Annotated in this window: 14 protein-coding genes; 3 read left to right on the top strand and 11 right to left on the bottom strand. The window is 54.0% G+C overall.

Annotation, left to right across the window (positions count from 1 at the left end; translation table 11 throughout):
* Positions 1-388: 388 nt before the first annotated feature.
* Positions 389-1,243 carry a c-type cytochrome gene (locus AC5S26_RS19110; RefSeq protein WP_494186517.1) on the top strand — a complete coding sequence of 285 codons (855 nt, stop codon included), beginning with the start codon at positions 389-391 and terminating at the stop codon, positions 1,241-1,243.
* Complete coding sequence (locus tag AC5S26_RS19105) at positions 1,240-2,898, top strand: acido-empty-quinoprotein group A (protein WP_494186516.1); 1,659 nt, start codon at positions 1,240-1,242, stop codon at positions 2,896-2,898. Before AC5S26_RS19110 ends, AC5S26_RS19105 begins: the two co-directional genes overlap by 4 nt.
* Before the next feature lie 114 nt (positions 2,899-3,012).
* On the opposite strand, the gene AC5S26_RS19100 is transcribed toward AC5S26_RS19105, so the two are convergent.
* Both AC5S26_RS19100 and AC5S26_RS19095 read right to left on the bottom strand, forming a co-directional pair.
* Positions 3,013-3,231 carry a hypothetical protein gene (locus AC5S26_RS19100; protein ID WP_494186515.1) on the bottom strand — a complete coding sequence of 73 codons (219 nt, stop codon included), beginning with the start codon at positions 3,229-3,231 and terminating at the stop codon, positions 3,013-3,015.
* A gap of 23 nt (positions 3,232-3,254) precedes the next feature.
* Positions 3,255-4,013, bottom strand: coding sequence for an EAL and HDOD domain-containing protein (locus AC5S26_RS19095; protein ID WP_494186514.1), 759 nt, complete (start codon positions 4,011-4,013; stop codon positions 3,255-3,257).
* A gap of 373 nt (positions 4,014-4,386) precedes the next feature.
* Between AC5S26_RS19095 and AC5S26_RS19090 the strand changes: the two genes are divergently transcribed.
* Entirely contained in the window at positions 4,387-6,330 is a 1,944-nt protein-coding gene (locus AC5S26_RS19090; protein WP_494186513.1) for a TPR end-of-group domain-containing protein, read from the top strand.
* A 120-nt stretch (positions 6,331-6,450) separates the two neighbouring features.
* On the opposite strand, the gene AC5S26_RS19085 is transcribed toward AC5S26_RS19090, so the two are convergent.
* The 9 genes from AC5S26_RS19085 to egtB form a co-directional block, all read right to left on the bottom strand.
* Positions 6,451-7,299 (bottom strand): MIP/aquaporin family protein, encoded by an 849-nt coding sequence (locus tag AC5S26_RS19085; protein WP_494186512.1) that lies wholly within the window; start codon positions 7,297-7,299, stop codon positions 6,451-6,453.
* 87 nt (positions 7,300-7,386) lie between these two features.
* Positions 7,387-8,787, bottom strand: coding sequence for a dihydrolipoyl dehydrogenase family protein (locus tag AC5S26_RS19080; RefSeq protein WP_494186511.1), 1,401 nt, complete (start codon positions 8,785-8,787; stop codon positions 7,387-7,389).
* A gap of 135 nt (positions 8,788-8,922) precedes the next feature.
* Positions 8,923-9,504, bottom strand: a complete 582-nt coding sequence (locus AC5S26_RS19075) for a DUF417 family protein (protein WP_494186510.1) — start codon at positions 9,502-9,504, stop codon at positions 8,923-8,925.
* A 291-nt stretch (positions 9,505-9,795) separates the two neighbouring features.
* Entirely contained in the window at positions 9,796-10,428 is a 633-nt protein-coding gene (locus tag AC5S26_RS19070; protein WP_494186509.1) for a sigma-70 family RNA polymerase sigma factor, read from the bottom strand.
* Positions 10,425-11,114 carry a TMEM175 family protein gene (locus AC5S26_RS19065; protein WP_494186508.1) on the bottom strand — a complete coding sequence of 230 codons (690 nt, stop codon included), beginning with the start codon at positions 11,112-11,114 and terminating at the stop codon, positions 10,425-10,427. Before AC5S26_RS19065 ends, AC5S26_RS19070 begins: the two co-directional genes overlap by 4 nt.
* A gap of 57 nt (positions 11,115-11,171) precedes the next feature.
* Positions 11,172-11,945, bottom strand: coding sequence for an SDR family oxidoreductase (locus AC5S26_RS19060; RefSeq protein WP_494186507.1), 774 nt, complete (start codon positions 11,943-11,945; stop codon positions 11,172-11,174).
* A gap of 21 nt (positions 11,946-11,966) precedes the next feature.
* A complete protein-coding gene (locus AC5S26_RS19055) occupies positions 11,967-12,668 on the bottom strand; it encodes an alpha/beta fold hydrolase (protein WP_494186506.1) in 702 nt (233 codons plus the stop codon).
* 7 nt (positions 12,669-12,675) lie between these two features.
* Complete coding sequence (locus AC5S26_RS19050) at positions 12,676-13,623, bottom strand: alpha/beta fold hydrolase (RefSeq protein WP_494186505.1); 948 nt, start codon at positions 13,621-13,623, stop codon at positions 12,676-12,678.
* A gap of 381 nt (positions 13,624-14,004) precedes the next feature.
* Complete coding sequence (gene egtB / locus AC5S26_RS19045) at positions 14,005-15,267, bottom strand: ergothioneine biosynthesis protein EgtB (RefSeq protein ID WP_494186504.1); 1,263 nt, start codon at positions 15,265-15,267, stop codon at positions 14,005-14,007.
* Positions 15,268-15,298 lie beyond the last annotated feature (31 nt).

Here is a 15,298-nt window from a genome sequence, read left to right as displayed (position 1 = left end):
GTCTTCCAAATAAATAGCTTAAGTCCGGACCTCCTGGCTGGTAAGAATTAAAATAACAAGCCCGGCTTGTGAGCCGGGCTTGTTTCTTCTTGATTTAAGGTTATCAGCTGTGTCAAGAATCTCTGTGGAAAAGTTCACCCTCGGGTCGAGGTCTTTTTTGGAGACTTCAGGAAATGAGGGCCTTTGTACCGCTCTTAATCTTTTGAAGGCGTTCCGAGCTGGTGACCTCGGAGCTCCGCAGGAGAGGGATTTTCTTTTGGCCCAAGAGTGGTTGAGCCCGACGGACTCGATCCGTTGTGATGGATATACTGGAGCTGCTTCCAGGTGAAGACTGTCGCGCACTGAATCGTCGCGCTGCAGCGATGTCGGGAAAGGGGCTAACTGCGCGTTGAGGTCAAAGGCATTCGTAATTGTGCTGTCGGCAGCAAGCTGTCTATGCCTTTGGGCCACGATCCATGGAGTCCATTTAAGGCCCGTACTGGCGCGCGCGCAGGAGTCGAACCTGGAGCCCCCGACGCGGAAGAGCTCCAATCGCGATTCTCATGTATTTCTCGGCCTGGGGGCGGTTCCCGATGCTGCCGCGGCGAAGCGGGGTGAGCCGCTTTATGCTCAGAACTGCGCGGCGTGCCATGGGGCGGATGCGCGTGGCGCGCAGGCCCCGAACCTGGTGCGCTCGATTGTGGTGCTGCACGATGAGAAGGGCGAGGAGATTGGCCAGGTCATCAAGAACGGACGCCCCCAGGGCATGCCCGCCTTTGCAAATCTGACCGAGGCGCAGCGATATGACATTGCAGAGTATCTACACCAGCAGGTGGAGCTCGCAGCGAACCGCGGCCTTTACAAACACAGCGATACGATGACAAGCGGCGATGCCGCAAAAGGCAAGGCTTTCTTTGCTGCGAACTGCGCGAGCTGCCACTCTGTGACAGGCGACCTTGCGAAGGTTGGCGCGAAGTATCCGCAGCCCTCGGCGATGCTGGCGCGCATTGGCTGGCCGGCGAGTCATGAGCCACGGCAGGCTACGGTGACGATATCGGACGGCAGTAAAATCCGCGGGACGCTGGTTCATTACGACGATTTCGAGACGACGCTGAAGTCAGCAGACGGAAAGATTGCCACGTGGCCAACGGATTCGGTCATGGCGGAGATTCCGGACAAGCTGGCAGGGCATCGCGCGCTGTTGCCTAAGTATTCAGACGATGATCTCCATAACCTTACGCGGTATTTGCTGACCCTGAAATGAAGCCCTCTTCCCTTCTCCAACTCGCTCTGTTTTTCGGTGCATCGGCTGCCATCGTGATGTCGCCGAAGCTTTCTGCACAATCGGCCGCGAAGTATGAGGGCCTGGACTCGAAGGCGCTGACGCTATTCCATCCGCCTGCTGACACCTGGCCGACGTATAACGGGGACTACTCAGGCCGCCGCTTCAGCGAGATCGCGCAGATCAACCAGAAGAATATCGGAGAGCTGAAGACGAAGTGGGAGTACAAGATTACGGGCATTCCTCCGCTGCGCGGAAGCGGGCCTCTGGTCATCAAGTCGACTCCACTGATGGTGAACGGAGTCCTGTACTTCACGATTCCCGATCACGTATTTGCGGTGGATGCGCGGACGGGCAAGGAGAAGTGGCGATTCAACTTTGAGGACCATGGCGGGCACATCCTGGGGCAGCGCGGCGTGGGGATGTATGGAAGGTGGATCTACTTCCTGACTCCGGATGGATGGTTTATCTCGCTGGATTCAGAGACAGGCAAGGAGCGGTGGCGGAAGAAGGTTGCAGATGAGAAGCTGCAATACTTCACCACCATGGCAGCTGTGATCGTGAAGAATCACGTGATTATCGGCGTGGGCGGAGACGCGATGGATGTGCGCGGCTATCTGGAGGCTCGCGATCCGGAGACCGGCGAGATGCAGTGGCGGTGGTCGAGTGAACCTCTGAAGATGGGTGATCCGGGATCGGAGACTTGGCCCAACCAGCAGGCGATGGATCATGGCGGCGGCATGACATGGCTTCCGGGAACGTATGACCCGGAGCTGAACCTGATCTATTGGGGTACGGGAAATACGAACCCTGTGTTTGCGGGGCAGGGGCGCAAGGGAGCGAATCTCTATACGGACTCGATCGTTGCGCTGAATCCCGACACAGGAAAGATGGTTTGGTATTTCCAGGGCTCCCCGCATGACACGCACGACTGGGACAATGTGGAGACTCCGGTGCTGTTCGACATGGAGATCGACGGCAAGCCGAGGAAGCTGCTGGCGCAGGCAGCGCGGTGCGGATACTTCTTCGTGCTGGACCGAGTGACGGGAAAGAACCTGGTGTCGAAGCCATTTACTGGCACGGCGAACTGGTCGAAGGGGATCGATGAGAAGGGACAGCCAATTCCTGATCCGAATAAAGAGCCTAAGGTGGACGGGTCGATGGTGGATGTCCCGATCAACGGCGCGACGAACTGGCCACCGCCAAGCTATAGCCCCCAGACGAAGCTGTTTTATGTAAACGCAAGCGAGGGCTATGGAGTCGCTTACCTGTATGACACCTCACCGGAGCCGCAAGGCTATGGAGGCGGTGGGGCCGGGCACTTCGATCCGGCGTCGTCTCTGATCGCCCTGGATGTAACAAACGGCAGCGTTCGGTGGAAGCATGTCTCGAAAGGCATGGGAGAGGAGGGCGGCGGGATGTCCGGAGGGATTCTGACCACGGCGGGAGATCTACTCTTTACCGGCGACTCGGATCGTCTTGCTGCATTCGATCCTGGGAACGGAAAGATCCTGTGGTCGGAGAAGCTGGGCAAGCATGTGAGCAACGGACCTTCCACGTGGACGTTGGATGGCCAGCAAAACATTATTGTGGGTGCGGGCGACACCTTGTACGGATTGACGCTGGGCGGCAAGTAGAGGCTCCGCCCTTTCGATCACGATGCATCAGTGAAGACATCGGTGAGCATAGTTCAAGGCCCAATACAAGGTCGATTGCTGCGAGACTCGACCAGGTTCACACAGATGCGCGATTTAGTTCCAGGTCTGCCCGGCTTCAACCGCCTCAATTAAAAACGTATGATCCGGCTCCCTTTCCCAGATCAGGCTTACAAACTCCTTCGCCTCTTTAAGCGTATCGAACGTTGTTCGGCTGTACAGCTTCCCCGCCCAAAGTTGCTCACACTTCCAAATGATGTCCCTGATCGACTTACTTCCATGATTTAATTGAGTTTCGCTTTCTTTATGCACCATCTACTCCCTCCATATACTTATCGTTACGAAGACTTAGCCATCTGCGATTTTTGTTTGGGAATTCCCAGGAGCAAGTCATTCGTTTCTTTTCGTAGCTGAAGAGGCTCCATGACCCGCTCCACAGCAAACGACATTCGTCTTACCGACTCGTTTACGCATCCGACAAAACTGTTCCAACGAATCCGCCCCATTTCGGGCACCGTAAGGCGGCGGCGATAGTACTGTGAATCAACAGTAGTTTTGCGTTTCGAGAAGACAGTCGGACGGCCGAAAAAATACCCTTGAAACAGCTCGAAACCCTCCTCAAACGCGATTTTGAGCTCCTCGACCGTCTCAACTTTTTCCGCTACGAGCTTTGCTCCGCTGCCCTCCAGTTGCCGGAGAGTTTGCGTGCGCTCCCTCTCGGGCAGTCGAAAATCGATCTTGATGTAATCCGCCAATTCGACGAGTCGTGCCATTTTCTTTGAGAACTGAAAGTCATCGAGCGCTATGCCGTAACCGATCTGCTTGACCCTTCGGCAAGCGTTCATCACTTCTTCGTCCGGTTCAACCGTTTCAAGCACTTCCAGCACTGTCCAGCTACTCGGAAGCAGCGTCACCAACCCTTCCACTAATGCTTCCCGTGTACAGTTCAAAAAAGACGGGGAGCCTCCCGTAAGTTCCTCGAATCCATGAAGAAGCCAGTTGCCTACCATCGTTCGCGTGGCCGCGTCGGAATCGCCTGTGAAATGGTTGTCACACCCTAAACGGAACAGCAATTCATAGCCGTGGATCTCTCCCATCTTGTCGAAGATCCCCTGACGGGCTAGAAAGCAATGCGTCCTGGGGTCGAGCGGGGGAGCAGACGATCCCAACCGGGTCTCGATCCAGCCGCCTGGAGGGGGAGGCTCCTTGATGTTGTCACGAGCTGCGGCGACTGGATCTCGCATTCAATATGGATACGAGAAATTTCCTCTGCGAGGAATGTTCAAAACAGTTTGAACGCAAAATGGATGCCTAAGGGAGGGACAACAAACAGTTTGCTGGAGGATCAGTCCTCCGTTGCTTGTATTTTCTGTCACATACAGACTTCGAGAAGGACCGTTTGCTGTCGGATCAGCCGAGGGGTCTTAATGATACAGTTCACGGAACAGAGGTCAGGAAGTAATGTCAGCGATGGATCCATCTTCGAAGACAGACGAACTGAGCGCGGAACAGAATCGTTCGGTGCGCCGTCACCTCGAAGAAATCATCGCGAGCAGTGCGTTCGCCGGAAGTAAACGGTCTCAGGACTTTCTCCAACTGATCGTAGAACATGCCTTAGCAGGCCGATTCGATTCCCTTCGAGAACGGATGATTGGCGCCGAGATGTTCGGACGCCCCGTCGCGTATGACACCGCAAACGATGCAGTGGTCCGCGTCAAGGCCTCGGAAGTTCGAAGGAAGCTTGCCCAGTTCTACCGCGAAGCGCCATCCCCCCCGCCTGTCCGCATCGAACTTCCGACCGGATCCTATGTTCCGAAGTTCCACTGGGGTCCCTTCATTCTGCCGAACGCCGAAACTTCTCCCCCAGCCATCGAACACCTTCCCACGACGGAGTCGTTCGACGGCGAACCGGGAGATACACCTCATTCCATTGGAGGACGATTCCGCAGTACGCCATACCTATTCGGGGTCGGGCTGCTGGGGTTGAGCCTGATCGCGGCAATCGGCTACGCGGGTTTCAAAGCGTTCGGTAAAAAGTCGAATGCGACGCCGGGAATCCACTCCATAGCAATCCTGCCTCTTCAAAACCTCTCGGGCGATCCACGACAGGAATTTTTCGCGGACGGCATGACGGAAGAATTGATTGCAGACCTGGGCCAGGTCGGTCCGCTGCGCGTCATCTCCCGGACGTCTGTGATGACATACAAAAACACGAAGAAAACCCTCCCTGAGATCGCCCATGAGTTGGGAGTGGATGCCATCGTTGAAGGGTCTATATGGCGGGAGGGCAGCCGGGTGCGCATTGCTGCCCAGTTGATCGATGCCATGACCGATGAACACATCTGGGCCCATACATACGATCGCAGTCTGACGAGCGTTTTGGCATTGCAGGGCGAAGTGGCGCAGGCCATCGCCGACGAGATCATGATCGAAGTAACGCCGCTGGGCCAGGAACGCCTCGCGCGAGATCGCCCTGCTTACACCGAAGCTCATGAACTCTATCTCAAGGGCGTCCAGCTTCTCAACCAGTCAGATCCCCGAAAGGCCATCGGATACCTCCAAGATTCAATCGACCAGGATCCTAGCTATGCCCCGGCGCATGTGGCCCTGGCCAGCGGTTATGGCTGGCTTGGCGAATCAGGTTTACTCCCTTACTCTGAGGCTTTTCCCAAGCAAAGGACCGAGGCACTTAAGGCAATCGAGCTAGACGAAGCACTTCCGGGAGGTCACGCTGAGCTCGCGAGCGCGCTGATGAATCTCAACTGGGACTGGATTACCCCCGAAAAGGAGTTCAAACGGGCTCTTGAACTCAACCCAAACGCAACGTCGATCCATTCGACCTATGCCTACTACCTTATGCGATTGGGCCGACTCAACGAGGCTCTTACACAGGCAAAACTGAATCTCGAACTCGATCCAGTCTCCAGTCGCTCCTATGTCAATCTTGGACTCATCGATTACTTCGCTCACCAGTATGATCGAGCCCTGGCTAACATTCAAAAAGCAGGCGACGTGAACAAGGACCCTTCTGAATTCATCTTCTCTCGGGCTATCATTTACGCCGAAAAGGGTATGTACGACTCAGCTATTTCAGAATTCCAGAAGCTGGGCCAGCAGCCCCACGCGCTGGGCCATATGGGAAATGCCTATGCCCGTATGGGTAGAGCAGCCGAGGCGGACGAGTCGATTTCACGATTGAAAGAACACGTGCAGGCAGATGGCATCGGAAGATATGAAATAGCGCTTGTCTATGCCGGCTTAGGGAAAAAGGATGAGGCGTTCGACTGGCTGGAAAAGTCTTACGCATCGCGCGACAAAGGTCTCACGTATCTCAAAATAGATCCCTGCATCGAACCTCTGCGTTCCGACCCTCGTTTTCATAGCCTATTGCGACGTGTCGGTCTTCCACTATAGCAACACACCCCAATCACGGGGTCTTTGGATCCCATTGAAATTTACTCCGGCATACCCACTGCAATGGTCTCGAACCCTGGCTCTACGGGGAGTAACACAGCCGTTTACAACAAGTCATCATCAACAACATTTTTTGCCCACTAGTTGCATGAAGTCGCAGCGAAAAGGGCAAGGGGACTTCATATCGTGAAAAACCTTGGCGCAATAAACCCGATGTTTTCCTGGGAGCCGAATATAAATCAGGGCGATCGCCAGCATGCCGAAGCTGGGGCCGAGGAAGTAAATCCAAATTCCCTGCCATACTGAAGCAAATAAAGCTGACGAGAATGAGCGGGCCGGATTCACGCTGAACCCGGATAGCGACGAACAGAAACCATAGTAGAAGAAGGTTATAAGAGCTACGAAGAACGGAGCCGAGTTTATGAAATGCACTCGGTTGGTTGTGAATAGAATGACTCCCATTACCAGGCCGGACAGAAGAATTTCCGCAAGGAATGCGACAGCCCTCCCATCACTTCCTGGGACCGTGATGACATAGCGGACCGGTGGAGCAGACAGGCGTCCTCCCAGAACTTCAAGTGCAAGAAAGACCCCGACCACTGCGCCAGCGAATTGGGACAGGATGTAGAAGAGGGTGTCCCAATGGTGGATGCGGCCAAGAAAAAAATAGGTGAGCGTAAGGGCTGGATTGAGATGTGCGCCGGTCCGACGGCCAAATGGGGAGCGAATAATCAGAAGCGTAACGCTCGCGACGATGGCACCCATCAAAAACGATTTACTGGATTCGGGGATTGCCGAGAGTGGAGATGTCTTGCTGTAAATCAGAGTTCCAGAGAAACAGATGGAGAACATGAGTGCACACAACTCGACACTCTCCATCAGATACTCTCTCCAGTGAATTGTTATGGCGTCGACTGCAGTGGCAGTGGCGGGAAGATTCGTGACCGGAAAGCAAGGCTGCATCGTCATCTGTGAGCTCTGGAGTGTTAACTGAGGCAGCCGCAAACATAGGGCAGGGATTTCCATGATCCCTGTTCCGGGTGGGTCGGCTGCGTTTTATGAAGACGGAGCCGACGAAAACAGCGCAACTAATCCCTCCGGAATCGTAGGATGTGCAAGGACTGCCTCGCGCAGTGAGGTAAAAGGTAACCCTCCGAGCATGGCAATCTGTACGCACGCCATAATCTCTCCTGCACCTACGCCCAAGGCGGCAAACCCGAGGATCGTATCGCTGTCGCGGTCTACGAGACACTTCAAGAAACCGCGTGTTTCCATTAGACTGCGCGCCCGTAGTACGTGCGTCATCGGGATCTTAAAGAGACGGTAAGCAATTCCCTCCTGCTTCGCTTCTTTCTCGGTCATGCCCACGCGAGCGAATTCCGGATCTGTGAAAAGACAGAAAGGAACTTGCCTGCCGGTCGTCACTCGGTTCCCACCGAGCATATTGTCGCGGACCACGCGAAAGTCGTCTTCACTAATGTGCGTGAATTGCGGGCTACCTGCAACCTCACCCACCGCCCATACACCCGAAGCGGTCGTTTCCAGGCGTTCATTCGTTTTGATGTAACCGTCTTCTGCCAGTTCTACTCCAGCAAGTTCGAGCCCAATGTCTTTCGTATTCGGTACGCGTCCTGATGCAACCAAAAGATGCGTGCCGTCCACGAATTTCTCCGCCCCGTTCTGTTCGAGGCTGACACGAACTGACTGTCTTGATACTCCTGAAACGCTCTTTATCTTTGCGTCGAAAACCAGCTCGATACCTTCGTCCTGGAAGAGGCTCTTCAAGCCCTCAGTAACATCGTCATCTTCATGATGGATGACGCTATGATTGCGATCTATGACGGTGACTTTACTGCCGAATCGCCGAATCGCATGTGCAAACTCGAGTCCGACGTACCCAGCTCCTAGAACGATCAGATGATCAGGCACGGTATCGAGTTCCAAGGCCTCGACATGTGTCAGTGGCTGCGCCGATGCCAGCCCGGGGATGTCTTCGATCGACGCATGCGTTCCCGTGCCGATCACTACATTCTTCCCGCTTAGCAACCGTTTCGTGCCATCGAGCAGCGTCGCTTCCAGCACCTTGGGACCTACGAATCTCCCTGATGCCATGATCAACTCCGCTCCGCTTTGTTCATAAAGAGCGAGGTGCGTGTCTACGAGTCCCTGAACCATTCGGCGTTTTCGATCCCTTACCGCGGGCATATTCACATGGAAGCTATCGATGCTGATTCCGAACTCCTCGCTACGCCGAACATTGTGTGCCATTTGAGCTGTATGAATGACGTTCTTACTTGGTAGACACGCGATATTCGGGCAGGATCCGCCCACGTATTTGCGTTCCACTACTGCAACTCGCTGTCCCCGTCCTGCAAAGGTCCATGCCAGCAACTTCGCGCCAGCACCGCTGCCAAGGATGAGAAGATCGTAGATTTCCGCTTGTTCTTGAAGATGCATATGGGCTCCGTTTGTTGGTTACGCGTCAGAGAATTGTGGGTCCCTGCATACTGACTCCAGCGAATCTCCATTTCCGGTTAGCTGTTCAATTGGAGTCGCTGTATCTCGAATGCAGTGCGGGAATCTGCCAGTGCTTCATTTCTTGAGCCACTGGCTCTCGTTCTCTAAGAGGATAGCTTTATTGCCGAAATAGCTTATGAGATAGAGCGATGCCCCGAGCGAAATGACATCCTTGAAAAGGAACAGCCCCAAAAAAGTCATGTACCTCATGCCGTGAACAGAAATAATCGTACCGGGTGTAGTGATAACCATGGTGCTGGTTGTAGCGAACATCACGGTCGCAATGAGGCTACCTAGAATGCCAGCCTTAGGCTTAAGATAGCCAGTGATGATCAATACGGCTGCGATGATTTCGGTGAGCCCGATGAGGTCCGATCCGATATAAGGACCGAACAATTCAAAGTGCCAAAAGATCAGAGGGCTGTTCGACACCAAAGGGACTATACCCTCAGCGCCGGGAGCGGTCATCTTAAAGGATCCTGCCCAGAGAAGCATGACAATCATGCCCGTACTGGTTACCAGAAAAGGAATATTGCGATCCCTTATCGATGCGGCTAATTTAGTTAATCCGCTTCTAGCTTCATTGGAAAAACCTTTAGAAGACACAATGTTTTGCGTTCCACCTTCACTTCCCCGCCCTGACAAGACTTCATTCATAATTCTTCTCCTTAGAAGCGATTGATGCGGTTGCACACGCACAATATCGTCATAGCACTCTTTCTTTCAACACACGAGTCGTCGCCAAAGGGCACTTGGCTGCTTTCATGTCCGCGCAAGGCAATACAGAATTGACTCAGGTCGTGTTGAGTGCAACCGAGATACCAAACTGTCCTCAGATAGGCCGCCGCCACGCTGTCGATATTTAACCCTGCAGAATAGACAGGCATGTCAAAGAAATCTCAATCGGCACCTGACGAAGGTGCGACGGAAGTCCGACAGTGGCGGACGTTAGGTGCAAATTTCGTCGCAAGGTGCGAACGTTCGGGCGTCGATCGCTTTCAATTGTGGCGCGAGTCTCCTTTGCAACATCATTCGAGCCCGGTGCAGGATTACCTTTACTTGCGAAGTATGGATATCCATCGCCTGTGCCACTTCATTTACGCTCAGTTGTTGTACATCGTGCAGAAGGAAGATTTGCTGATAAGTTCTGGGAAGCATCGTAATTGCCTGCTGGATTGACTTCCTGATTTCTTCCCGTTTGATCGAGTCAGGACCAAGTTCTCGCCAATCGCACAGGAGCGCCGGAGATGCAGGCATTTCCTTGGCCTTCGCCTCATCCAGAACACCAGCTTGGACAGCCACCTCCGGCTGCAACCGGTTCCACACCTCCCTTAGCGCAATCGTGATAAGCCATACACAGAACTTCGAGTTGCCTCGAAAAGTCCACAAATCCCGAAAAGCTCTCAGGAACGTTTCCTGTGCTACGTCCTCAGCGTCCTTTTCGTTTTTCATATAGGAGAAAGAAAGAATATAGACACTCCGCTCGTAAGGGCGAATCAACTGACGGTAGAGTTGAATATCTCCGGCCAAAATCGCGGCAATCAGCTTCGACTCCTTCTCGCTTTGGATCCCGCCATTCATTCTTTTGGCACTGTCTTCGACGATTTCTGAAAGTTTTCTTCTCGGTCTTCTGCTGGGTGCCTGTGCGCATTCAACCTGCTTTTCGGCGGAATCGTATCGGCAGTTCCCTTTCGGGGCAGCGGTTCCGGTACCAGATAGAGAAGTACAGCACAACAAACTAATCCGAAGGCCCACTGGGGCAACTTGAACGATATGAGCATCGCAGAGAGAAAAAGCCCAAAGGCTAAGACGGAACGTACCTTTGCGACTCTACGTGTTTGATGGGATAACTTCTCAGACGCCGCCCGAGCCAACGACTCATGCTCGAACAGAAGATAGGCCAATTCCACAAAAACAAATACTGCTGCATATACGAAGACAGGGCCGGCTGCCAGACGTGTGCTCGCAACCCATGCTGTTGCAAACGGGACCAGCGACACTGCAAACAAATGCGCGAAATTGATCCAAATCAATCGCGGTGTGGGTTCTTCTGTGAAGCGCAGCAAGTGATGATGATTTACCCAAACAATCGCGATGAATAAGTAACTCACCGCATAGCTAAGTGCATTGGGCCATAGTGGTAATAAGGCCGCTAAGGTGGGATGCTCCGGGGGCTTCAGTTCGAGGACCATGATGGTGATGATGACTGCAAATACGGCATCTGAAAACGCTGCCAACCGTTCAACAGTCTCTTTTCTCTCAGCCATACGCCCTCCAGGGAGTCCGGCATGTTTTCTCGCGCTCGGCAGCAGAAGAACAGCCCATCAAATACCTTTAATTTCACCGCCATCCATGCGAACAGAAGTTCCCGTCATCCACTTCGCTGCGGGTGACACGATGTATGCCATCAAGTCAGCAATCTCTTCTGGTTTGCCAAAACGTCTAATACCGGCTTCTTCCGGAAACTTTTTCATCGCCTCCTCCAACGTGAGGTTGTGTGCAGGCGCCCACTTTTCGAAAAAGGACATCCTTCGTCCGGTCATAACGGCGCCTGGAACAACGCTATTTACTTGTACTCCATCCTTGATGCCTTGTTCTGCAAATGCTTTTGCGAGTGCGATGATCGCGGCATTGATCGCGGCAACTGCGGCAAAGCCCGGTTTCGGATCAAGAGCGGCGCTCCCGGAGATGAGAACGACAGATCCGTTTGAAGCCTTTAGCGCATCCCAGGCCTTTATCGTCAACCGACGCGCGCCGTGGAGTTTGAGCGCCAGGCCGTCTTCCCACTGCGCATCGGTCATCTCGAACAAATCGATCTGTGGAACCGCTCCGGCAATATTGAGCAGAGCGTCGATTCGGCCAAAATGTTCGAGAGTTCCATTGACGAGGATCTCGGCCGACCGGGGGTCGCGCAGGTCAAGTGCATAGAGGAGGGATTCAGCGCCTGCGGCCTTCACAGCGTCCGAGGTTTTTTGCAGCTCATCCTGGTTTCTGGCCACAAGCACGACCGTCGAAAAATCGCTGGCCAGCCGCACCGCGGTGGCGCGACCGATTCCCTGGCTTGCGCCGGTGACAACAGCAACGGAATTGGTTTTCATAGGGTGCTCACTCGTATTCAGCTATTGCGAAAGGGTTTTGCTTGCGGCGTCGAGGATCACGTTGACTACAACTTCCGGATCCCTGTACATCGGCGTGTGATCCACAGCGTGCGATCGGATCGTAGCGCCCATTCGGTCGGCCATGAACCGCTGAGTTTCAGGGATAATCATGCGATCCTCTTCGGCGATGAGATACCACGATGGCGTCGTCTTCCATGAAGGTCTGGGCGCCTTCTCCTGGATGCATTGAACTGCAATTGGCCGCTGCACAGCGGCCATGATGGCAAGCTGGTCCCGCGAAGCCTTATGAGCGACTGCACGGCCAAAACCATCTTCGGGCATCCAGATGAATCCATGGGCATCCGGCTTGAGTTGTGGAGCTTCCGGATGCGGCGCCGTGCGATAGAACACATCTGCGACTGTCTCGCCTTCATCAGGCGCCAACGCCGCGATGTACACGAGCGACCTGATCCGATCATCATAGGCGGCTGCGATTACGGCGCCGGCGTAGGCGTGCCCGACCAAAGTAACTGGCCCAGTGGTTCTCTCAATAACGCGCTGAAGCGCGGCGACGTCATCTGTGAGCGATGTAAGAGGAATCGGTGCGGTGGTGACATTCAGCCTCTGATGTTGCAACGGCAGAATAATGTTGCTCCAGCACGATCCGTCGGCCCATGCACCGTGGACCAGCACGATCGTACCTGTTTGCTGAAAGAGATTCATCGCGACGTCACCTTCCTGCCTTCGCAGAGACGGCATTCGCCTCGAGAAACTCTTTCATCGCAGCGGCAATCTCCACGGCATGGGTCTCGATCGCAAAGTGACCTGTGTCGAGGAGGCGGACTTGCGCAGCGGGAATATCTTTTCGGAATGCCTCCGCTCCAGCAGGAATGAAAAAGGGGTCGTTCTTACCCCAAATCGCCAGCAAAGGCGGCTTCGACTGCCGGAAATACTCCTGGAACTTCGGATAAAGTTTTACGTTGGATGCATAGTCAAGAAACAGATCGAGTTGGATATCGTTGTTTCCAGGCCGCTCCAGCAAAGCCGCATCCAATGTGTACGATTCAGGCGCAACCGCTTCAGGATTCGTTACACCGTGAGTGTACTGCCAGCGAGTTCCTTCAAAATTCAGCATGTTTTTCCGGATTACTTCTCTGTTCGCCGGTGTCGGTTGAGACCAATAGGTCCTGATCGGTCCCCACGCATCACTTAGGCCTTCTTCGTAGGCGTTGCCGTTCTGGGAGATGATGGCCGTCACTCTATCCGGATGACGCATCGCTAGACGGAAGCCTGTCGGGGCTCCGTAGTCAAACACGTAGATCGCATATCGATTAAGACCGAGGGCCTCTGTGAAGGCTTCGACCGTGCCAGCTAATGCATCGAACGAATACTTATAGGCCCGCTCTCCTGGCACTTCCGTAAATCCAAATCCGGGGAGATCAGGCGCGATCACGCGGTACCGATCGGCAAGGCGAGGAATGAGATCGCGGAACATGAACGATGAGGCTGGAAACCCGTGCAGCAGAAGCAACACAGGCGCTGCCGCGTCGCCGGCCGATCGATAGAAGACCCGGACACCGTCAACTTCCACTCTGTGGACCGACGTCACAGGCACACTAGATGTGTTCTCCGATCCATATGCCGCGCTGGCTGCTTGTTCTGACTGGACTTTACTCATAACAACTCCTTCTCACTCCGGTTGCGTGTGGACAATCTCCCGATAGGCATCCTGCGAAAACATCAAAGGGTACCCGTCAGCGTGAAGCAAAAGAGGTCTTGCCTTACCCGATAACGGGCACGCACACCGGAGGATGATGCAAATGCAATGCCAAACACAGTGCCTCTCGTTCCGTGGCCGCATGCAGGGCAAACTCCTTCTCTGGCTGCAAGATCGATTCGCAAGAAAAGCACAGATCTGCCACTCAATGACAATGTGCGACGGATGTCCAACACTGACGGTAATTGGTCGCGAGCTTCGTCGCGGCACGTAGCGGTTTCGCAAGGGGGATAGAGGTGAAACGCCTCGGGTCTTTTGAACAACATGCAAACCAACATCCCTTCAAATTGCCAGACGAATTCCAGTGAATTGCCAACGCGTTGTTGGGGGGAAGAAGTTACGATATGTTGCACGTATGTGATTTGCAGGCGTGACACAAGAACCGCCGCGCAAGACCATCTGGCTTGACATGAACTTGCCGTTGTATTCACCCAGCGCACCAGGCGAAGGTTTGTATCCCGGATAGCTCATGTAAGGGCTGGCGCTCCATTCCCAGCAATCTCCAAACAGTTGCTCAACGCCCACGTCATTCGCCATCGCGGGGTGTAGTCTGCCGGTGTCAAGTAGATTTCCACGCCGTCGTTCCTTGCTCGCGATGGATTCCCATTCTACTTCTGTGGGCAGGCGACATCCACGCCAGCGTGCGAAGGCTTCAGCCTCGTAGAAACTAACGTGACAGACAGGGGTGTCAATTAACTCCGAGAGTCCGTGCCAACCTTTCAGGGTGAAGACGTGCCAACCGGTCTCGTCACTTAGATCACGTTGCCAATAGAGTGGCGCTTCCCAATCTGCCCGCTCCACAGCCTCCCATCCTTCAGAAAGCCAAAGTTCGGAGCGCATATATCCGTCGTCGGACATGAATTCCAAATACTCCCGGCAGGTGACTTGGCGATTTGCGATCTGAAGGGGTTCTATATAAACCTTGTGGCGCGGGGTTTCGTTATCGAAACAAAAATCCAGAGGATCTTCTGCGTTCCGCGGGTAACCAATTTCAAGTAGTCCGCCCGCAACGTTGTGCCATTCGAGCCTTGTAACTGAACCGTACGGCTCTTTCGGCAGAGCAGCAGATCCGTATGAGGGGCGCAGGGGGTTCGAGAAGAATGCATGTTTAATGTCGGTTAGAGCGAGTTCCTGGTGTTGCTGCTCGTGATTGAGTCCCAGCAGGATGCGCCTTGATACTTCTCCATCTGGATCGAGTGCGAACAGTTTTTCCATCTCCTGATCAACGTGCGCCCGGAAGGCAAGAACCTCATCGAGTGTTGGCCGAGAGAATGATGCGCATAACTTTTTGTGGGGAATCTCTTCCCCGAGAGAGATGTAATAGCTGTTGAAGAGGCGATGAAACTCCTCGCGGAAGGGCCGATAATCAGCAAGAAACGGCCGCAATACAAAAGTCTCAAAGAACCAAGTGGTATGGACCTGATGCCATTTAACCGGACTGGCTTCTGGACAGGACTGGATCATTTGGTCCTCGGCAGACAAGGTTGAGACGAGAGAACGTGTCATCGACCGAACCGCTTTGTATTTCGACTCGAGAGTGGACATGTTTCGGTTCACAGACGATTCGCTCCGAAGT

This window comes from Edaphobacter sp. FHG110511_03 (assembly GCF_059115365.1).
Note: the sequence above shows the minus strand (reverse complement) of the source record. Positions and strands in the feature narration are given on the sequence as shown.